A 19,186-nucleotide genomic window follows, 5' to 3' on the forward strand; every position below is an offset into this window, starting at 1 on the left:
CGTTCCCGGAAACGCCACCTCAGTTCGGTCCCGGCGACCGCTGGTAGATCCGCAATCGCGCGTCACGAACGTCGAAGCCGGTGTCGAACGTCGGCGGGATCGTCTCGGCTTTGCCGATCACGAGAAAGCCGTCGGGGACGAGCGAGTCCGAGATCACGTTCAGTATCGAGCGCTTGTACTCGTTGTCGATGTAGATGAACAGGTTCCGACAGACGACGAGATCGAAGCCGGATTTCGGTCCGTCGTTGATCAGATCGTGGCGCTCGAAGGAGACGACGTCGCGGACGCGGTCGGCGATTCGGTACGTGTTCTCTTCGGTCTCGACGTACTCGTCGTAAGAGTCCAGAAACTCGAGTTGCTCCCGAACGTCGACCGTCCGCGATTCGGCGTAGACGCCCCGGCGCGCCGTCTCGAGTGCGGGTTCGCTGATGTCCGTTCCGAGAATGCGAACCGACTCCCGGTCGATCACCGGATCGTCGTGGACGAGCATCGACAGCGAGTACGCTTCGCGACCGTCGGCACAGGCGGCGCTCCAGATACGAATCTCGTCGCGAGCGGCCGCGATTCGTCGAAGGACGGCACGGATACCCGACCACACGTCGGGATTGCGAAAGAACCCGGTGACGTTGATGCTCATCGCCTCGAGCAGCGCCGTCCGTTCGTCGGGGTCGGACCGCAGCAACTCGAAGTACTCGTCGTACGTGTCCGTGCGCGTGCGTCGCATTCGCGAGGAGACGCGACGGTCGAGGTAGCCGTCGTTGTAGTGGCTCGTCGCGAACGCGAGTTCTTCCTCGACGAACGAAAGGAGCTCCTCGAGGGCGTCTGTGGTCGCGGTCACAGCTCGGACACGCTGCTTTCGTTCTCGTCGGAGGTTTTGACGACGAGTCGTCCCGTTCCGGGCGTGAACTCCACCGTTCGACCGTGGGCACCGCCGACATCTTCGCCGATCAGCGGAACGCCGAGTTTCTCGAGTTCCGCTTTCGCGGCATCGACGTTGCGCTTGCCGACGCCGTCGCCGAAGCTATCGAATTCGAACATGTCGCTGCCGCCCGCGATCTTGGCCTCGACGTCTGTGTAGCTCGCGCCGCGTTCGACCATCCGGCGTAACAGCGCCCTGATCGCCGTGTCGGCGTACTTGCCGGGTTTGCGGTCGCTGTTGTGTTCCGCGGCGTCGCCGTCGGGCAACATGGCGTGTGCGAGGCCGCCGATTTCGCTGTCCGGATCGTAGAGCGCGATCGCGAGACACGAGCCGAGTCCGTAGGATTTGAGCGTATCATCGCCCTCGCTGACCGCCAGCTCGGAGATGCCGACCTGGACCGGTGAGGGCGCGCCCGGTTCGCTTCCGTACGTCTTCATACGGTATCGACTTCCTGAAACTCCGCCGTGGTCGGCGTCTCCTCGATTCGATCGACGTCGAGATCGTTCAGCGCGCGCTCGAGATCGGACTCGTCCGCGATCGCGTACACTTCGCAGTCGAACTCGCGGCCGTCGGCGACGACGACGGTGTCGAAGACGAACGCGAACTCCTGATTTGCGCCCAGTTTGACGATAACCGGATCGACCGCCGCAGCACCGTAGTCGTGGACGAACTCCGGCGTCGAGTGGTCGATCGCCGTATCGAGTACGTTCGCCCAACCGTCGAGAAATCCGCTGGCCATGATGTTGCCGAGTTCCTTGATTGCACTCGTTCCCATCTGCCCGAAGCCGTCCTCGTCGATCGACGCCGGAACCATCGCGTCGACGATCTCGTGGGCCGACTCCTCGTCGAACAGGAAGACGAGGTAGCCACTCGGAACGCCGTCGAACTCGAAGGCAACGCTGACCAGTCGTTCGTCCGGCACCTGTTGGGGGATCGTCTCGAGCGAGACGAAGTTGAGCCGACGGATCTCCACGCTGGTGTCGATGCCGGTGAGCGTCGTCGCGGTTTTTGCGACCTCTTCGGCACCGCGTTCGGCCATGCGGTCGAAACCGTCGAGTTTGTCGTACTCGATCCCGCCGCTCGCGCGCAATCGCTCGAGCAGCGACGCCATCGACGTTCGGTTGGGAAAGAGGTAGTAACTGAAACTGATCTCGGTGTCGACGGCCTCGATCCGGCTCTGGAAGAGCAACGCGAGGTCGTCGTCGTCGGGCGTCTCCTCGATGCCGTCGAAGAAGGGATCGGCCGTCCGACCCTCGACGAACTCCGGCGTCGAGACGTCGATAACGGTCTCGAGAACGTCGGCCCAGCCGTCGATAAAGCCGCTGTTCATGATGTGGCCGACCTCGGTAGTTGCGCTTTTGCTCATCCGATCGAACGAATCGACGTCGAAGTCGGCGTCGGGATCAGCTTCGGCCAGTAGCGTCTCGATGACCCGCACCGCGTTTTCGCGCTCGAAGACGATCAGCGAGTGGCCCTCGATCGCGCCGCTGAGCTTTACCCGAACGCCGACCCGATCCGTCTCGCCGAAATCCCGACGGATCTCGCGGCCGCGCATGAAGTTCAACTTCGTCACGCCGACCCGCGTTTCGACGCCGGTCATGTGGGTCAGCCGACCCGCCGCGAGTCCGGCGCCTTCCCGCGCCATTCGATAGAACGTCCCGAGTGCGTTGACGTCGAGTTTCATGCGGTTTGGACTTCGATGCCGTTGACCATTTCGACGAACTCTTCCAGGTCGGGGAAGGCGTAAATTTCGGCTTCGATCTGATAGCTCGGCACGGTCAGATCCGAATCGAAAAACAGGGCGAGATCGTCGCCACCGAGGCCAGCGGTTCTGGTGACGATGTCGCCGGCCGGCGCGTAGACGAGCTGCGGAGCCGCGATGTCGATCACGCGCCCGAGGACGTCGGCCCAGCCGTCGATGAAGCCGCTGGCCATCATGTTCCCCATCTCTTCGACCGCACTCCTGGCCATCTTGCCCGAGACGTCCGACATGTCGTCGACGACGTCGCTGAGCATGATCGCCGTGATCTTCTTGGCGCTCGCTTCCGGAAAGAGGATGAGGATGTGGCCGTGGGGCGGATCGAGCAACCGAACGCGAACGCCGACGCGCTTGCCGGGCTCGAGCTGGGCTTCGATGTCGTCGACGTCGACGAAGTTCGTCTTCGTGACGTCCATCCGGGCGTCCTCTCCGGTCAGCTTGCTCATGTTGTCGGCGACGCCGTTCGTTCCGACTTTGGCCATCTCGTTTATGAAACTCAGCTTCCGAATGTCGACCATCAGCGTCATTGCAGCCTCCGTCCGTATCTGTCGTCGTGTACGTATCCAATCATAGTGTTGTCACGTCGATGATGTTGATCACTTTTCCTCTGCCGCGAACCGTCGCACCGCTGAGCCCCGGGATACCGCCCATGAACCCCTCGAAAGGTTTGACCACGACTTCCTGTTGGCCCTCGACGTTGTCGCACTGGAGGGCAACGGGGCGAACGGAATCCCGGATGCGCACCACGACGCCGCCGTCACCGTTCGACGCGGGTTCCGGCACGTCGAGCGCCTCCTCGAGCCGAACGACGGGATAGGTTCGTTCGCCGTCGGAGATCACCCGTTCGCCGTCGACGATCTCGATCGAACTGGCGACGTCGACGTCGTGGACCGCTTCGGTTGGAATTCCGAACTCTTCGGTTCCGCACTGGACGAACAGCACGTCGTCGATCGCGATCGAGACGGGAAGCGTCATCGTGACCGTCGTCCCCTCGCCAGGTTCGCCGTCGATCGACACCGATCCGCCCATCTCCTCGATCGTCCGTCTGACGACGTCCATCCCGACGCCGCGGCCGCTAACGTCGGTCACCTCCGTCGCGGTCGAGAGCCCGGGTTCGAAGATGAGCCGCGCGGCCTCGTCGTCGGAGAGGTCGGCGGCGTCCTCTTCGTCGAGAACGCCCGCGTCGACCGCCTCCGAGCGGAGGCGGTCGGGATCGAGTCCGGAGCCGTCGTCCGCGACCGTGATCGTCACGCGATCGCGCGAGCGCGTTGCCGCCACCTCGACCTGTCCCTCAGGTGGTTTGTCGACGCTCTTTCGCTTCTCGGGAGGTTCGATCCCGTGATCGACCGCGTTCCGAACCAGGTGAATCAGCGGATCCCGAAGCCGGTCGAGGATGCTTCTGTCGAGTTCGACGTCACCGCCGGTCAGCTCGAAGGCGACGTCTTTGTCCTGATCGCGAGCGATATCGCGGACGATCCGCGGGAGTCGGTTCGCGACCGTCTCGAGCGGGATCAACCGGACGTCCATCACCGTCTCCTGTAACTCCGTCGTGAGGTCGTCGAGATCCTCGAGTTCGGCTTCGATCGCCTCGAAGTCCCGGTTCGATTCCACCTCGTGGCGCAGGCGGACGCGGCTCGTGACGAGCCCCTCGACGAGGGTAACGAGATCGTCGATCTGATCGACGTCCACGCGCACCGACTGGAGGCCGTCGGCGTCGTCCTCGGACGTCGGCCGATCGGACGGCTCGGGAACGGTGACGTCGGGAATCTCGAGCTCCGGCTCCTCGACGACTCTCGTAACGTCGTCGCCGGAGTGTGCGGATTCGTCCTCGACGTCGGCCCTCGAGGACGAATCCGCACCGACCTCGTCGAACCGGTCGTCGATGCCGACGCCGAACTCCGCGTCGTCGAAGGCGTCCTCACCGAACGTCTCCTCGAACGAATCGTCCGCATCGTCGACGAGGTCGAGCGGATCGACGTCCGCGTCCGCCGATCCGTCGACTTCGCTCGCATCGTCGGCGTCGTCGAAACCGCCGAAATCTGGCTCCGACGTCGGTTCGAACGCAGACTCCTGACCGTCCTCAGCGTCGAACCCGTCGTCGGCGTCGTCGATCGGCGAAACGGTGGTCTCGTCGTCGTCGAACGCGATGTCGGAGTCCTCGACCGACGCGTCGAACGCGCCGTCGGCGTCGGAGAACGCCCCCTCGAACTCGGCGCTCGAGGAGTCCGCGGACGCGAATCCGCCGAACTCGTCCGTCGACGAGGCCTCGGAATCCGGCGTCGCGGATTCGTCGAACTCCTGGAAACGCTGCTCGTCGGCGTCCTCGAGTTCGCCGGTCGCATCTTCTGCGTCCTCGGCCTCTTCGTCCGAATCGTCGAATTGATCGCGTTCGCCGTCCGCGCTCTCGACGTCGTCGACCGGTTCGTCGGATTCGATCGACGACTCCGAATCGACGACCGATTTCCACTCGCTTTCGGCCGCCGTCTCGAGGTCGCGATCGGTCACCGATTCGTCGGCTTCGGAGGTCGATTCGTCGGCTCCGGTGGTCGATTCGACGTCGTCGATCTCGTCCGATTCCGCGTCGTCAGCCTCGCCCGATTCTGCGTCGACTGACGCGTTCGCTTTCGCGCCGACGGAACCGGCGACGTCCGCAGCAGGCTCGGAGTCGGCTTCCGCAGTCGTTTCGCCGACGTCCCCGCCGTCGTCGGACGAACCGAGCAGGAACTCGTCTAACTCGTCGTCGGAAACCGGATCGTCCGCCGTGGCGTCGTCGCCGCTTCCGGCGTCGTCGTCCGACGCCGCGTCGACTTCGACGTCTTCTTCGAATTCCGCGCCGGAACCGACGTTCTCGACGCTCTCCTCGAGTTCAGCCTCGGAATCGTCGTCCGCGAAGTCGTCGCCGAGGAGCTCGTCCATGCTGACCTCCTCTTCGTCGTCGAACTCGTCGAACTCGAGTTCCTCGAGTTCCTCCTGGAGTTCGTCAAAACCAACGGTGTCGACTTCGGCTTTGAGTTCGGCGAAGACCGCTTCGGCGTCCTCGACCTCATCGTCTTCGGCGTCGGTAGCGACGGATTCCTCGGGTGCGACGTCCGAACTCGAGTCCTCCGCATCGGCGAACAGATCGTCGAACGAGCCGGCGTCACCCATCTCGTCGAAGACGTCCAGATCGTCGTCCGCCTCGACTTCCTTTACCTTCTCGTCGAGGTCGTCGAACTCGTCGAACTCCGAGAGTAAGTCGTCGACCCCGAGCGATTTGGCCTCGTCCGAAGAGATCGTCGCACCGCTTACGTCGTCGTCGAGTCGCCCGGTCTCGACGGACGGCGTCGGGCCCGCGTCGGCCGCAATCGACGTGAGCCGATCCGTCACCGCCACGATCTCGAAGTCCGCCACCTCCTCGACGGACTCGAGCCCGGAGGTGATCGCGGCTTCGCCGACGGCACAGCCGAAGACGGCGTCGAACCGTCCGCCGTAGGAGCCGTCTTCGATGCGGCCGCGTGCCGGAACCGTTCCGATCAGATCGAACGCGTCGATCAGCGCGTCGACGACGAGCGCGCCGTTGTCGCGGCTGCGCGTCTCGGCGTCCGATGCCGCGATCGCGATCCGGGCCAGGTAGGCGTCGTGGCCGTCGTCTCTGGGCGGCTCGAACCGCGAGAGAACCGATTCGATCTCGTCGTCGCCGGGCGGATCGACCGACGAGATCGGCGCAGTATCGAGGTGGTCGCGAAGCGTTCGGATCGTCGGCGACGGATCGGTCTCGATCGATCCGCTCGCCTCGAGTTCGTCGACCATCCGCTCGAGTTCGTCGACGGCCGTGAAGACGTCGTCCATCACGTCGGCCGTGACCGCGAGATCGCCCGCCCGAACCGCGTCGAGTAGGTCTTCGATCGCGTGTGCGAGGTCGCTCGCCGACTCGAGGCCCGCCGCACCGCAGTTGCCCTTGAGCGTGTGAGCGATCCGAAAGATGTTGTCGGTCGCCGCTTCGTCGTCGGGCGAGCGCTCGAGGGCCAACAGTGCGTTGTTCAGCTCCGTGATACGTTCTCTGCTCTCGCCGACGAAATCGGACCAGTACTCAGTCATCGCTCTCACCCGTGAACGCGTCGACGACGGCGTCGGCGACGTCGGCTCCGGAGACGACGTCGTCGACGCAGCCGGTGCGGATTGCTTGACAGGGGATTCCGAAGACCGGACTCGTCACCTCGTCCTGGGCGATCGTCCGTCCGCCGGCCGCCTTGATCGCCTCGATTCCGGCCGCGCCGTCGCGACCCATACCGGTGAGGGCGACGCCACAGATCGGATTCGAAACCCGGCGTGCAACGCTTTTCATCGTGACGTCGATCGAGGGACGAACGCCGTGGACGCGATCCCCGTCGTCGAGTCGAAGCCGAAGCTTCCCGGCGACGTTCGTCGCGATCTCGAGGTGGAAACCGCCGGGTGCGACGACCGCGTCTCCGCCGCCGATCCGGTCGCCGTCGTCGGCCTCGCTGACGTCGTAGTCGCTGATCGCATCGAGGCGGTCGCCGAACCGCGCCGTGAACTCCGGGGGCATGTGCTGGACGACGATCACCGTGGCTCCGAGGCTCGTCGGCAACCGCTCCAACAGTCGTTCGACGACCCTGGGGCCGCCCGTCGACGCGCCGACGACGACGACCGGCTCGATATCGAGGTCGTCCGCGAGCGCCTCCAGATCGGCCTCTCGATCGGACCGCGAGTCGGACGGCACGGCACTCGCGCCGGCGCGGACCGGCGCGTCGGCGACCGAGTCCACGGTCGTTTCCGTCCCGACCGACGCCGTCGATCCGGTCGACGCTTGCCGCGCGCGAATCGATCGAACGGACGCGGCAGCCGACGCGGTCTGTGCGACCGCGAGCGACGAGACGTCCGCGTCGGCGAGGGCGTCGACTTTCTCGACGACGTCGTCGGCCAGGTGCGCGACGTTTCGCGCACCGGAGCCGTCGGGTTTCGAGAGGAAGTCGACCGCGCCCCGGGCGAGCGCCTCGAGGGTCGCTTCGGTTCCGGCGTCCGTGTACGCGCTGAGCATGAGGATCGGCGTCGGATCGGTCGCCATGATTCGTTCGACCGCTTCGATCCCGTCCATTTCGGGCATTTCCACGTCCATCGTCACGACGGCCGGGTCGAACGTCGAGACGGCGTCGACCGCTTCCAGCCCGTTTTCGGCCGTCTCGACCTCGTAGCCGGCGCTGGTGAGTGCGTTGTCGATGATCGTCCGCATGAACCGGGAGTCGTCGACAACGAGTACTCGCGTCATGCCGCGGCGACGTCCGTGAGAGCCTTTCTGACGCTCGGTTCTTCGAACGGTTTCGTCACGTAGCCGTCGGCGCCGGCCTTGACGGCGAGTTTCATCTTTTCGCGCTGTCCGACGCTCGTACACATGATGACGCGAGCGGTCGGGTCGATCTTCTTGATCGCGGCGGTGGCTTTGATCCCGTTGCACTTCGGCATGACGATGTCCATCATGACGATGTCGGGATCGTGTTCTTTGTACAGCTTGACTGCCTCGGCACCGTTTGTCGCCTCTCCGATGATGCGGTAATCCTGCTCTAAAATTTGTCGCAGCAGATTCCGCATAAAATGAGAGTCGTCCACGATGAGAACCCCTGTCGACATTTAGTAGTACACCAAATGAAAGTAGAAATAGAACTACCATAAATGCTGTCTCTCGATTATCAACCGTGATAACAGTTGGATATGAACGAACGCTGTTAGTTTTCGAAAGTCGGCCCCGTGCGAATGGCCGCCGGCGGACGGGCGAGACGCCAACGCTTTGGGCTACGGCCTCGAGGCGGGACGACCCGAGGCGAGCAAGAGCTTCTCGACGTCGACCAGCGGGATTAGTTCGACGACGATCCGTCGCGGTGTCGACCGATCGGCATCCGCCGGCTGATCGCCGGACTCGACCGTTTCGTCGGCGGGCTCGAACGCCGTTTCGCTCGCATCGCCGCTGTCGAACGCGACCGTCGACGTTCCGGTATCGTCGGAACGATCGGTACCGTCCGGCCCCTCGAGCGCGACGCTGGTCGAGGGCAGGTCGTCGACTCGTCGACCAGACCGACGCTCTCGCTCCACGAGGGCGTCGACGAGCGGATGCTCGAGTGCGTTCCCGTCGTACCCCCGTTCGGCGACGGCCTCCGCGTCGAGGACGTCTTCCTCGGGGACGGACTCGACGCCGTAGACGACGTCGATCGGTGCTGCTGCGGACTGTTCGTCGTCGGGAGAGTCGAAGACGAGCAACTGATCACGGTCGGCGTCGTCCTCAGCGACGGGAAAGTGCGACGTCACGTCGATGATCGCGGTGACGTCGCCGCGGAGATCGGTTAGCCCGTCGATCGCCGACGGCGTGCGCGGAACTCGGGTGTGGTCCTCCGGAACGTCCGTCACCGTCCTGACGTCGTCGACCGGAACGGCGAGCGCGTGTTCGCCGACGCCGAATCGGACGATCCGAACGAGTTCGGCGGATTCGCGCGCGTCGACCGGTTCGCGCCGGTCGTCGGACGAGCCGTCGATGTCGATTCCGAGGAGCTTTTCTGGGAGATCCGAGGCCATCTGTTTCTAGTCGTCGATGACATTCCACCAATAAAACGTTACCCCTCAGAATACCGCGTCGGCAGCCCCGGACGGGCGCGTGGGGAAACCCGCATCACAACGCTTATGGCTTCCCTCGAGCCGCCCTAGATGACGATGGCGTCGTTCTCAACCCGCGACGGACGCGACACCGAATCAGACCGTCTCACAGTGCTCACGTTTTCGCTCGCGGGGAAGCGCTACTGCGTTCGAGTCGACGCGGTCGCCTCCGTCGTCAGCGTGACGCAGACGGGGTCGCTCGAGAGCGCGGACGATCCCTGGAACGCCGGCTCGACCAGAGTCGACGACGAGCAGGTTCGCGTGGTCGACCTCCTTCGCGTGTTCGAACCGGACCGATCGCGGGTCGACGATCCCGAACTGCTCGTGCTCTCCGAAACCGACGAGCGCGGCGTCCGGTACGGCTGGCTCGTCGACGAGATCGACGTCACCGAGACGGTTCGAAGAACGAACCTCGAGCCGGCGAAGGCGAGCGCCCAGTTCGTCGAGGGGCGATTCGATCTCGGGGAGGGCGGAGCGATCTGGCTCGACGAGCGCGAGATTCACGGCTGACAATCCAACCGTTCGGGCGATCGGTCGTCGACCGTCCCGGAGAGATCAGAATCCGGGTGGCGGCCCGTCGTCCGAATCGTCCTCGATTTCGACGTCGAGGCCCATCTCCTCGCGTCGTTCCTGGAGGCGTTTGACCTGTCGGTAGTAGTAGGCGATTCCCGCCCCGCCGAAGACGACGACGACGGCCACCAGTCCGGCGAACAGCGGCACGTCCCGCGTCTGGTAGAACCGCAGCGAGATCGTGCCGTCGACGTGCTCCCACGTCAGGTGCTCGCGGTCGTCGACGACCTCGCGTTCGTAGCCGCCGGGGTTGACGTTGCCGAACAGGAAGTTCGACGTCCGGTGACCCTCCGGAAGGATCACCTCGTGCGATTCGTGGACGTACGCCGGCAGCTGGAACGTGTTGCTCCCTCCGCTGCCCGAGAACGCGATCGTTCCGTTGCCGTCCGGCACCCTGACCTCGGTGCTCGAGCGACTCTGATCGACGAACAGTTCCGAGCCGGTCAGTTCGGTTCCGTTGGGATACCAGTAGCGAACGCTGTGGATGTCGAGCGCTTCGTCGCGGTAGAAATTCGAGCGATACAGCGTCAGCTCGTCGGTTTCGTTCAGATCGTACACCGCGCGGAAATCGCTGTTGCTGATCAGACTCCCGCCCTCGATGTCGACGACGACGTCGGCGTCTCGATCCCGCAGATCGTCGTACTCCTGCTCGCGGTCCAGTTCCTCGTCGGAGATGCCGCCGAAGATCATCGAACAGCCCGCGAGCCCGGCGAGCAACGCGACCGCGACCGCAGCGAGAACGAGCCGTCGGTTCATATTACGGAACGACACAGCGCAGTTCCGATGGGAGGTACTCGCCGACGCTCGAGAGCAGTCCCGGCGGATCGGTTCCTTCGGTACAGAGGACGCTCTGTTCGAGCAGCCCGAGCCGTTCGACGGTAACGTAATCTCGCGCGTGGCCGGCGCGGTTGAGCGTGGCCCGAACCTCCGCCCGCGTCGCGCTGTTGACGTTGAGCCGACCGGTCCCGCGGGTCCACTCGTAGAGGCGATCGCGCTCCTCGTCCGCGAGTCGGGACGGGGCGTCGCCGCCGTAGACGAAGCGAAGCGGGACGTGCTGTACCAGTCCGAATCGTTCGCGCACCTGCTCGGCGGAGCCGGGTCCGAGGTCGAGTTCGTCGGTCGGAATCCGTACCGGCTGGCCGGCGTCGAGAACGAACCCGCCGTCGTCCCAGGACTCGAGCGTGCCGACGTACGTCTCGCCGGCGGTGAGGTCCGGAACGATCTCGCCGAACTCCTCGCGGAGGACGTTCCGTGCGACCGTCGCGTCCTCGCCCTCGATGGTTACCGAGGGAAAGTCGTCGTGGCGGACCCCGAGGTCGAACTCGACTTCGAGTTCGCCGATCTCGTTGTCGACCAGCGACCGAAGCGAGTCCAGCGCGCGGTCCCGGGCGTCGCCCTCGACGTAGAGTTTGGTTGCGAGTACGACCATTTAGGCGTCCGCGTCGATGTTGAGTTCGTCCTCGAGCGCCTGGAGTCGCCCCTCCATCGCGTCGACGAGTCGATCGTTGTCCATCGATTCCAGCGGCGAGCCACACTCGGGACACTCGAATCCGAAGTCCATCGCCTCGCCGAACTCGAAGCGGATCGAACAGATTTCACAGAGGTAGAACTCGTGATTTCGCTCGTACTCCTGGCGCCGTTCCAGCGCGTCGTGGAGCCGGTACATCTCCTCTTCGAGATTCTCCGGGATGTTGTCGTACTCGAACGTCCAGAGGTAGGTGAGCCACCCCGAATCCTCGTCGCGAAGTCGGCGATAGCTGGCGAGATCGTTCTCGTACAGGATAAACAGCGCCCGCCGTACGTCGTTCAACTCGAGGTCGAGTTCCTCCGCGAGCTCCTCGTCGGTCACTTCGCCGTCCGGCGGTGCCGCCGCGACGGGCATCCCCTTCGGACCGACCAGCTCGTGCAAGTACTTCTGGATGACCGGATCCTCGAGCAGGTCCTCAAAAGCCATTACCTATCCGTAACGCCATGCAGCCATTAAGTCTTTTGAGGCGGGGCTCGCGATGCGGTCGCACGGACGTGGGTGCGTAAGCGGGGGCGAACCCGCCGCGGATCAGCTCTCCTCGTCCTGGACGGACCACTCGAGCGAGACGGTGACCTCCTCGTGGTCGGTGCCGAGCATCGGCGACCGCTCGTCGACTTTGATCTCGTACTCGAGCACCGAGTCGGGACTGAGCGTGAGCATCTTGTTGCCGACTCGGATCTCGGCGGCGCCGCCGTCGCGAAGTTCGCGGGCCAGTTCCTGAAGGAGGTCCGCCGCCTCGTCTCGCGAGATCTCGTCCGCGTGTTTCGTCGTTTCGCTCACGTTCGGATTGCCTCCGATCGGACACAAATAACTTGGCTGCGAACTGGCAGGCTCGAGGGAACGTCGAACGCACGAAAACGGGCGTCCGTTCGGTCGATCCGTCGCGCCTGGTCGGCTACTCCTCCGATTCACTCCCGCCGTCTGCGGGTTCGACCCGCTTTCCCGTCTCCGTCGGGACGACCCGCCGATCGGCGTCGCGCCACTCGCGCTCGAGTTCCCGGCCTTCGAACAGCCGGTCGAGAAAGACGGCGAGGCCGGCCACCTCGGAGTGGGGCTGGTTGGTGACGGCGACGTTCCAGTCGGCCGCCTCGTAGACGTCGAACGAAACCTTCTCGGAGCCGACGACGAGCAACAGCGGCCGACCGTCGCGGTAGACCCGTTTGACGTCGTCCTCGACGTCCTGGACGCGCTCGCCGTACATCGTCAGGTGGACCACCAGCCCCGGCCACCCGGAGATGACCGCCTTCGGGGCGTCGGTTAGCTCGACCGCGAAGGGGCCGCCGAAGCGTTCCGTGATGTCCGACACCGTCTCGAGCGACTGACCCGCGTTGTCGGGAAAGAGGACGCGGTCGGCACCGAGCGCTCGGGCCGTCAGCCCGACGTGGGTCGTCATCCGCTCGTCCCGGCCGGGACGATGACCGAGCCTGAGGACGGCGACCTCGGGTTCGTCTTCCATGGCGAGGTTCACTCGCGGACGGGGTTAGGGGGTTTCGCTTTCGCGGTGACGCCGGTCAGTCGGTCGCTTCGGCTTCGACCGAATCCAGCGCCTCGAACGCCTCCTCGGTGAGGTCGCCGGTCGTGTCGACGATATCGGCCCACGCCTCGTTGTCGGGCGCGACGCCGATCAGGCGGGCCAGTTTCATGATCGAAACGTGGTAGACGCGCTGTCTGCCGGGCTCTTCCTGCCAGACGATCACGTTGCACGGGAAGAGACCGCCGATGCGCATCGTCTCGTCGAGGGCCTCGTCCGCGATCGCGGGATTGCAGGCACCCAGGACGTAGTACGGGTCGCGATCGGCGTCGACCTTCTCGTTGAGCAGTTCCGACGGCGAGAACTCGACGGGGATGCCGAAGCCGACCGTCTCGCAGACCTCGCGGACGTGCTCGATCGCTTCCTCGTGGTCCATCTCGAGGATCGCCTGCTTCTCGCCGAAGTCGTCGGGGTCGATCGTCTCGGGGTCGATCGGGAGACTCATAGACACGAGTTCGTCGTCACGGACCTTAGTCTGTGGCCTCGCTACCGAGGGCGGCCGGCGTCGGCGTCGCGTCGACGCGATCAGAGCGGTACGGGCAGCCACTCGAGCGAGCGGAGAAACGGCGTCGGGTCGAACAGCGGCTCGCGGAGGACGAGCCAGTCGAGCAACACGAGCCCGACGCCGTGGGCGATCACGGACGGGAGGATGGAGTTCGACTTGTAGTCGACCGCGCCGAAGAGGACGTCCGTGGGCCCCGAGAGCAGGAACTCGATCGGCGGCTTCGAGGAGTGGTGGATCATGTAGACGACGGGACTGATGAAGACCGCCTTGAATCCGATCTCCCTGACGCCGACGCAGAGCAGTCCCCGGTAGTAGGTTTCGGTCGCGAGCGCGAGCACGAAGAGTTGAACGGCGTGCGGAACGAACTCGGTCGGTGCGAGCGAGACCGTCCACATCGGGTAGAACTCGCGGATCGTCGGCAGCGTCGAGCCCACGAGGTAAAACGGAAGGACGAACAGCGAGAGCAAGACGGCGTTTCGGATCGCGACCCGGTTGATCGTCCAGCCGATGTGACGGCCGTGAGAGAGTCCGAGCGCGAGCGGTCCGCCGATCAGGAGCACGCTGTCGACGACGATCCGTCGCTCGAGTTCGCCCGGAACGAGGGACATCCACAGAATCGTCACGACCGCGCCGGTCAGCAACGACTTCTGGACCCAGGAGAGTCGGTCGAACTGATGGCGGATCCACCCGACGGCGTGCCTCTCGTCCTCGGTCGCCACGATCGGTTACTCGTCGGCGACGGGTATCGGGCCGGTTCCGACGGCGTCGCGAACGCAGGCTTCGAACTCCTGGCGGCGCTGGAAGTACGTCTCGTCGACCGACTCGAGGATCGACGAGAGCGATCTCGGACCGTCGGGCGTGCGGACGACGCTCTCGCCCTCGAGGCGATCGATCTCGCTTTTCTCTTTGGGCCAGGTCAGACGCGAGGCCACGCGGGCGAGCGGCGCGCCCTCGACTGGCGTGTGGTCACCGAGTGAGACGGCGGGTTCCTCGTCCTCGTCGTCGCTCATGTGCCCCGGTTCGCGAGCCCGTCGATTCAAGGTTTCGCTTATCGGTGGCCAACGCGGGTAAACCCCGTCGCCCGACCCACCCAGTCAGGAACGGGCGAGAGAGGCACGTCCCACAGAGCCGCCGAACGCGTTCATCTCTGTGAATTGACCTGTGTCTGACGTACCGTTTTGTGAGAGGAGCCCCAATGCCCCCGCATGACAAGCCTGACGGACGTCTACGAGGGGAACGCTGGAGAGACGCGCGACCCTCGACGGCTGTACGCGGGGACGTCGCTCGTCCTAGTCGGCGCGATCCTCGCCGTCGTCGCCGTCCTCTTCGCGGCGACTACCCTCTTCGGCGGGTTCGTCTCCTCGCTCTCGTGGGAGATGGGCGACCAGTACGCGTCCGTTCGCATCGCCGGATTGCTCGCGGGACTCGGCGTCCCGGCCGCCCTCGTCGGCGTCTTCATCGTGTTGCCGGCGAGCAGACGGGTCAAAGCCGCCGCCGCGATCAGCGCGAGTCTCTGTCTGTTCGGCGTCGCGCTCTTCTGGCACGCGTATCCGTACCACTGGAACGGCGTCGGCGACGATCTGACGTTCCAGGTGTCCGCGGTCTACTTGCTCGGACTGTTCACGGCCGTCTGGTGTCTGTTCACCGCCGTCGTCAACTTCAAAACGCGCAACGATCCCGGAGGAATGCTCGAGATGAACGTCACCCGCCACACCCAGACCGTCGTCGAGACGCCCGACGAGACGCCGGCCTCGAGCGGGTTCGGCGGCATCGGCTTCCTCGGCGGAACGCCCGACGGCGAGGTCGAAACGCAGACGAACTCGGCGGGCGACGACGCGAGTTCGGAGTCCGAACGGCAGGGTCAACGCGGCGGTGACGACGGAACGATTCTGTCGAGCGCCGGTTCAAGCGGCCGCTCGCACTCGAGGGGTGGGTCCGGCTCCGTCGCGGCGGCCCGAACGCCGACGAGCGACGGCGGGTCGGCCGCCGCTGACGTCACGTCACCGCTCGACGGCGACGGCGGAACCGACGCGGAGATCGTCGACTCCCCGCCGTCCCCGGCCGAGACCGATCGGTCGACGGACCGGTACTGCGGCAACTGTCGCCACTTCGAGTACGTCCGGTCGTCCGGAATGGTTCCCTACTGTCGCCACCACGAGCGAGCCATGGACGACATGGACGCCTGCGAGGAGTGGACGCCGAATCGGCGGTGAAAAACGGAGCCGAGAGGTCGAAAAGGCAGCTGAACCCCGTTCGTCGGTGTTTGTTTTCACACGCTCGTCCGTCGCGAGACGCCTCCCTCGTCCTCGAGAGCAGGTCCGACGCGTCTCGGGGCCAGTGCGTGACGGATCGAGACGACGCGGCTCGAGACGACGCGGGCGGCTACAGTCCCATCGCCTGCCGGCCGAGTTCGAATCCCCACTGTGGCAGTTCGAAGACGATGGCCGCAGCGAGTGTGAGTTCCGCGGCGGTGACGACCAGGGTCACGATCGTCGCGTACCGGCTGCTGACGGCGACGCCGGTCGGCAGTCCGTACTCTTTGGAAGAAAGCGGGTAAAACAGCGCGATTCCGCGTTTGCTCCCGGCGACGTCGAGCGCGTAGTGGGTCAAAATCCCGATCCAGACGAACTCGAGGTTTCCGAAGACGAACGGATACGCGACGAACGCGCCCAGCACGGCCAGGTTGTGCAGCGTTTTTCGATGCTTGCCGAAGGCCGTGTCGACGTCCGGAAACAGCGCGCCCAGCGTCACCGGAACGGCGATCATCACCATCGTCTCGAGCGTGGCCGGAACGTGTGACAGCTCCGTCGCCGGCTCAAGGAGATACCCCAGTCCGATGCTCAACAGCACGGCGTTGAGAACGTGTCCCTTCTTGTTCATCTACCCCCAACTGGGGAATCGACCGTCGAATAGCTTTCTCTCGAGACTGTCAACTACGCGGTCACGTCCTCGCGCGCGTCGACCTCGGAGAGCAGATCCTCGAGCGCCTGTTCGACCGTCTTCGCCCGGATCGTCGCGCGATCGCCGTCGAACTCGTAGCGCGACGTCGTGGCGTACGACGACTCGCTTCCCCAGGGACCGGCGTAGGCGACGCCGACGTAGACGGTGCCCACCGGATTCCCGTCCGTTCCGCCGGTCGGCCCGGCGATGCCGGTCGTCGAGACGCCCCAGGTGACGTCGGTGACGTCCCGAACGCCCCGGGCCATCTCGCGTGCGACGGGCGCGGAGACCGCACCGTGCTCGTCGAGCGCCTCGCGGCTGACGCCCAGTTGCCCGCGCTTTGCGTCGTACGCGTACGTCGTCAGCCCCGCCTCGAAGTAGTCGCTCGCGCCCGGCACGGCCGTCACGGCCGCGCCGATCAGGCCGCCCGTACACGACTCCGCGACCGCCAGCGTGTCGTCCGTCTCGCGAAGCGCGTCGGCCACCTTCATCGGCAACTCGCGGTCGATCTCGTCGTTCATACGCACACCGACGGGCGGGACCGACGTGAATCCGACGGAGACGCCCCCGGATCGGGGCGAAACCGATCGCTCGAACGGAAAGAACGACGTACCGGGAGGCCGACTCTCCCCCATGGAGTACGAGACGCCGCTGTTCTTTCGGGTCATGTCCTACGCCTCGGAGGCGGACCGCGACGTCATCGACATGGTGAGCGGAAATCCCGACTGGGAGCCGCCGGCGGCGCTCCGCTCGGGACTGCGCGAGTACGCCGACCGCGAGCCGTCGGCGTTTCAGTACCCGCCGAGCGAGGGACTGCGCGAGCTTCGCGAGGAGATCGCGGCGCGACGCGGGGTGGATGCGGATCAGGTCGTCGTCACGAACGGCGCGGGCGAGGCCAACTACCTCGCGATGGCGCGGGCGCTCGAGCGCGACCGCGGCGAGGAGGTGGTGCTCACGGACCCGGTCTACCCGTACTATCCCGGCAAGACGACGATGCTCGGGGGAACGCAGACGTTCGTCGCGGTCGACGACGAGGGACGCCTCGAGCCGTCCGACGTGCGCGCGGCCGCGAGCGAGGAGACGGCGGCGATCGTGGTCAACACGCCGAACAATCCGACCGGTGCGGTCTACGACGGCGAGACGATGCGGGAACTCGTCGCGATCGCCGAAGAGTGCGACGCGATCCTCGTCAGCGACGAGGTGTACGATCACTTCGACCTCTCGGGGCGGTTCGAAAGCGCGCTCTCGATCGAGTCGGACCATCGGATCGTCACCAACGCGTTCTCGAAGTCGATGGCGATCACGGGCTTTCGGGTCGGCTACGCGATCTTTCCATCGGACCTCGTCGTGGACGCCAAGAGTCGGCACATGCTCGTCAACGTCGCCGGCAGCCGACCCGCACAGTACGCGGTGTTACGAGCGTTGCGCGAGACGGAACCCGACTACTACGAGCGAAACCGCGATCTGCTCCGCGGGCGGATCGAAACGTTCACCGGCGCGCTCGACGCCGCGGGCGCGGAGTACACGACGCCGCGGGGCTCGTTCTACGTGATGGCTCGCTTCGACGGCTATCCGGGCACCCTCGAGAACGTCTACCGACTGATCGACGAGGCCGGCGTCGCGGGAATGCCCGGTGATGCGTTCGGCGAGTCCCGATCGGAGTGGTTCCGGTTCGCGCTCGTCACCCCGCGCGTCGAGACGGCGGCAGAGCGGCTTTCGACGCGGTTTGCCTGATACGGATTGCTGTAACTGTGCACCGGCGAAACCACGCTCCACACGAGCTTTGCCGGTACTGAATATTCTTCGGCGAAGAAGATGATCCGTGAGCGATTGGTAATCCTGGGGGCAAAGGCGATGGTCATCACAACAGTGCCGTAAAACCGAACACGCGAATTTCCGTGACATCCTCAATTAACGAGAAGCTCGCGACGATTGTACCGCCACGTGCCCACAGCCAGCACCACCATCGGAATGAGCACCATTGTCATCGCTACACCGATGTCGGTGAGGTACAACGGAACGTCAGCGGACGATTCTAGCGTCACGATATCCGTTCCGTTCAGTTCGTCGAGATATGGTTCGATGTGGGGTCTGGCAATCAACCGCTCGTGTGCTCCGGAGACGAGGATCTGATACGGCTGGACGAGCAACGCGGATCGGAACGCTCGCGACGCCAGAATATCACCACCAAAATAGATCGCCAGCACCATCGGCCCCAGCGTCAAAAAGAGTGCGCGGAGACGCGTTCGGACGAGCGCGGAGACGCCAACCGCCAGCACGGTCAACGACATCGCGTATCCGATCGTCACCGCACTGAAGTACAGATACGTGGCGAGATCGATAGTATCGAACCGAATCCAGATCGTCACTCCGCCGGCGGAAAGCCCGATCGCTGTGATGACACCAGCGGTCACCGCCCTCGTGCACGCGGTCCCGAACACGACCGTCCGACGAGAACACGGCAGCGTCTGGAGCGTTCGGCCGTATCCCGACTGAACCTGCCCGGCAATTGCTCCGCTCCCTACCAACGCCGCCAGCACGCTCAAAAAGAGGAGCAACCAGCGTGCGAAAAAATGAACGACCAACGGCGTCGGCTCGGCGCTGAGATCACCGGAGAGATCGTAGGCGAGATTCCAGTTGTGATGGACTTGCTGTCCTGGAAAGAGTGGATACCAGGCGCTGAACGTACAGAGTCCAGCAAATAACACTCCGCCGAGGACGACCGCCCGTGATCGGCGTATACGCAACCGGTCGGCGGAAACGACTGTCTTCATCGACCGAAGCTGACGAGTACC

Annotated in this window: 22 protein-coding genes; 3 read left to right on the forward strand and 19 right to left on the reverse strand. The window is 64.8% G+C overall.

Features of this window, described 5'->3' with window-relative positions; translation table 11 throughout:
* Positions 1-19: 19 nt before the first annotated feature.
* The 8 genes from EA472_RS13195 to EA472_RS13230 form a co-directional block, all read right to left on the reverse strand.
* Positions 20-838, reverse strand: coding sequence for a CheR family methyltransferase (locus tag EA472_RS13195; protein ID WP_124191983.1), 819 nt, complete (start codon positions 836-838; stop codon positions 20-22).
* The gene (locus EA472_RS13200; protein ID WP_124191984.1) at positions 835-1,356 is read right to left on the reverse strand and encodes a chemotaxis protein CheD; all 522 of its coding nucleotides are present in this window, start codon (positions 1,354-1,356) and stop codon (positions 835-837) included. Before EA472_RS13200 ends, EA472_RS13195 begins: the two co-directional genes overlap by 4 nt.
* The gene (locus EA472_RS13205) at positions 1,353-2,603 is read right to left on the reverse strand and encodes a chemotaxis protein CheC (RefSeq protein ID WP_124191985.1); all 1,251 of its coding nucleotides are present in this window, start codon (positions 2,601-2,603) and stop codon (positions 1,353-1,355) included. The genes EA472_RS13200 and EA472_RS13205 overlap by 4 nt, the downstream gene beginning before the upstream one ends.
* Positions 2,600-3,205 carry a chemotaxis protein CheC gene (locus EA472_RS13210; RefSeq protein WP_124191986.1) on the reverse strand — a complete coding sequence of 202 codons (606 nt, stop codon included), beginning with the start codon at positions 3,203-3,205 and terminating at the stop codon, positions 2,600-2,602. Before EA472_RS13210 ends, EA472_RS13205 begins: the two co-directional genes overlap by 4 nt.
* 40 nt (positions 3,206-3,245) lie before the next feature.
* Positions 3,246-6,755, reverse strand: coding sequence for a chemotaxis protein CheA (locus EA472_RS13215; RefSeq protein ID WP_124191987.1), 3,510 nt, complete (start codon positions 6,753-6,755; stop codon positions 3,246-3,248).
* On the reverse strand, positions 6,748-7,944 hold the full coding sequence (gene cheB / locus EA472_RS13220; protein ID WP_124191988.1) for a chemotaxis-specific protein-glutamate methyltransferase CheB: 1,197 nt from the start codon (positions 7,942-7,944) through the stop codon (positions 6,748-6,750). The genes EA472_RS13215 and cheB overlap by 8 nt, the downstream gene beginning before the upstream one ends.
* Positions 7,941-8,303, reverse strand: a complete 363-nt coding sequence (gene cheY / locus EA472_RS13225; protein ID WP_124191989.1) for a chemotaxis protein CheY — start codon at positions 8,301-8,303, stop codon at positions 7,941-7,943. Before cheY ends, cheB begins: the two co-directional genes overlap by 4 nt.
* A gap of 162 nt (positions 8,304-8,465) precedes the next feature.
* Complete coding sequence (locus tag EA472_RS13230; RefSeq protein ID WP_124191990.1) at positions 8,466-9,239, reverse strand: chemotaxis protein CheW; 774 nt, start codon at positions 9,237-9,239, stop codon at positions 8,466-8,468.
* A 135-nt stretch (positions 9,240-9,374) separates the two neighbouring features.
* On the opposite strand from EA472_RS13230, the gene EA472_RS13235 reads away from it, so the two are divergent.
* On the forward strand, positions 9,375-9,827 hold the full coding sequence (locus EA472_RS13235; RefSeq protein ID WP_124191991.1) for a chemotaxis protein CheW: 453 nt from the start codon (positions 9,375-9,377) through the stop codon (positions 9,825-9,827).
* 45 nt (positions 9,828-9,872) lie between these two features.
* On the opposite strand, the gene EA472_RS13240 is transcribed toward EA472_RS13235, so the two are convergent.
* The 8 genes from EA472_RS13240 to EA472_RS13275 form a co-directional block, all read right to left on the reverse strand.
* Entirely contained in the window at positions 9,873-10,643 is a 771-nt protein-coding gene (locus EA472_RS13240; RefSeq protein WP_124191992.1) for a DUF5803 family protein, read from the reverse strand.
* A 1-nt stretch (position 10,644) separates the two neighbouring features.
* A complete protein-coding gene (locus EA472_RS13245) occupies positions 10,645-11,316 on the reverse strand; it encodes a DUF2110 family protein (RefSeq protein ID WP_124191993.1) in 672 nt (223 codons plus the stop codon).
* Positions 11,317-11,841, reverse strand: a complete 525-nt coding sequence (gene tfe / locus EA472_RS13250; RefSeq protein WP_124191994.1) for a transcription factor E — start codon at positions 11,839-11,841, stop codon at positions 11,317-11,319.
* Between the two features lie 102 nt (positions 11,842-11,943).
* Positions 11,944-12,195, reverse strand: a complete 252-nt coding sequence (locus EA472_RS13255; protein ID WP_124191995.1) for an amphi-Trp domain-containing protein — start codon at positions 12,193-12,195, stop codon at positions 11,944-11,946.
* Positions 12,196-12,310: 115 nt separating this feature from the next.
* The gene (locus tag EA472_RS13260; RefSeq protein WP_124191996.1) at positions 12,311-12,871 is read right to left on the reverse strand and encodes a tRNA (cytidine(56)-2'-O)-methyltransferase; all 561 of its coding nucleotides are present in this window, start codon (positions 12,869-12,871) and stop codon (positions 12,311-12,313) included.
* Positions 12,872-12,926: 55 nt separating this feature from the next.
* A complete protein-coding gene (locus EA472_RS13265) occupies positions 12,927-13,391 on the reverse strand; it encodes a DUF302 domain-containing protein (RefSeq protein WP_124191997.1) in 465 nt (154 codons plus the stop codon).
* A gap of 80 nt (positions 13,392-13,471) precedes the next feature.
* A complete protein-coding gene (locus tag EA472_RS13270; RefSeq protein WP_124191998.1) occupies positions 13,472-14,170 on the reverse strand; it encodes a CPBP family glutamic-type intramembrane protease in 699 nt (232 codons plus the stop codon).
* 6 nt (positions 14,171-14,176) lie between these two features.
* The gene (locus EA472_RS13275; RefSeq protein ID WP_124191999.1) at positions 14,177-14,461 is read right to left on the reverse strand and encodes a DUF5789 family protein; all 285 of its coding nucleotides are present in this window, start codon (positions 14,459-14,461) and stop codon (positions 14,177-14,179) included.
* A 195-nt stretch (positions 14,462-14,656) separates the two neighbouring features.
* Here EA472_RS13275 and EA472_RS13280 point away from each other — a divergent pair, with 195 nt between their 5' ends.
* Complete coding sequence (locus EA472_RS13280) at positions 14,657-15,664, forward strand: DUF7139 domain-containing protein (RefSeq protein WP_124192000.1); 1,008 nt, start codon at positions 14,657-14,659, stop codon at positions 15,662-15,664.
* 169 nt (positions 15,665-15,833) lie between these two features.
* Here the strand turns inward: EA472_RS13280 and EA472_RS13285 are convergent, their stop codons facing one another.
* Both EA472_RS13285 and EA472_RS13290 read right to left on the reverse strand, forming a co-directional pair.
* Positions 15,834-16,331: a metal-dependent hydrolase gene (locus tag EA472_RS13285; protein ID WP_124192001.1), complete on the reverse strand. Its 498-nt coding sequence runs from the start codon at positions 16,329-16,331 to the stop codon at positions 15,834-15,836.
* A 53-nt stretch (positions 16,332-16,384) separates the two neighbouring features.
* On the reverse strand, positions 16,385-16,912 hold the full coding sequence (locus EA472_RS13290; protein ID WP_124192002.1) for a CinA family protein: 528 nt from the start codon (positions 16,910-16,912) through the stop codon (positions 16,385-16,387).
* A gap of 112 nt (positions 16,913-17,024) precedes the next feature.
* Here EA472_RS13290 and EA472_RS13295 point away from each other — a divergent pair, with 112 nt between their 5' ends.
* Entirely contained in the window at positions 17,025-18,125 is a 1,101-nt protein-coding gene (locus EA472_RS13295) for a pyridoxal phosphate-dependent aminotransferase (RefSeq protein WP_124192078.1), read from the forward strand.
* Positions 18,126-18,298: 173 nt separating this feature from the next.
* Here the strand turns inward: EA472_RS13295 and EA472_RS13300 are convergent, their stop codons facing one another.
* The gene (locus EA472_RS13300; RefSeq protein ID WP_165874891.1) at positions 18,299-19,165 is read right to left on the reverse strand and encodes an ABC transporter permease; all 867 of its coding nucleotides are present in this window, start codon (positions 19,163-19,165) and stop codon (positions 18,299-18,301) included.
* Positions 19,166-19,186 lie beyond the last annotated feature (21 nt).

It is taken from the genome of Natrarchaeobius oligotrophus, from assembly GCF_003841465.1.
In the GTDB taxonomy this organism is placed as follows: Archaea; Halobacteriota; Halobacteria; order Halobacteriales; family Natrialbaceae; genus Natrarchaeobius; species Natrarchaeobius oligotrophus.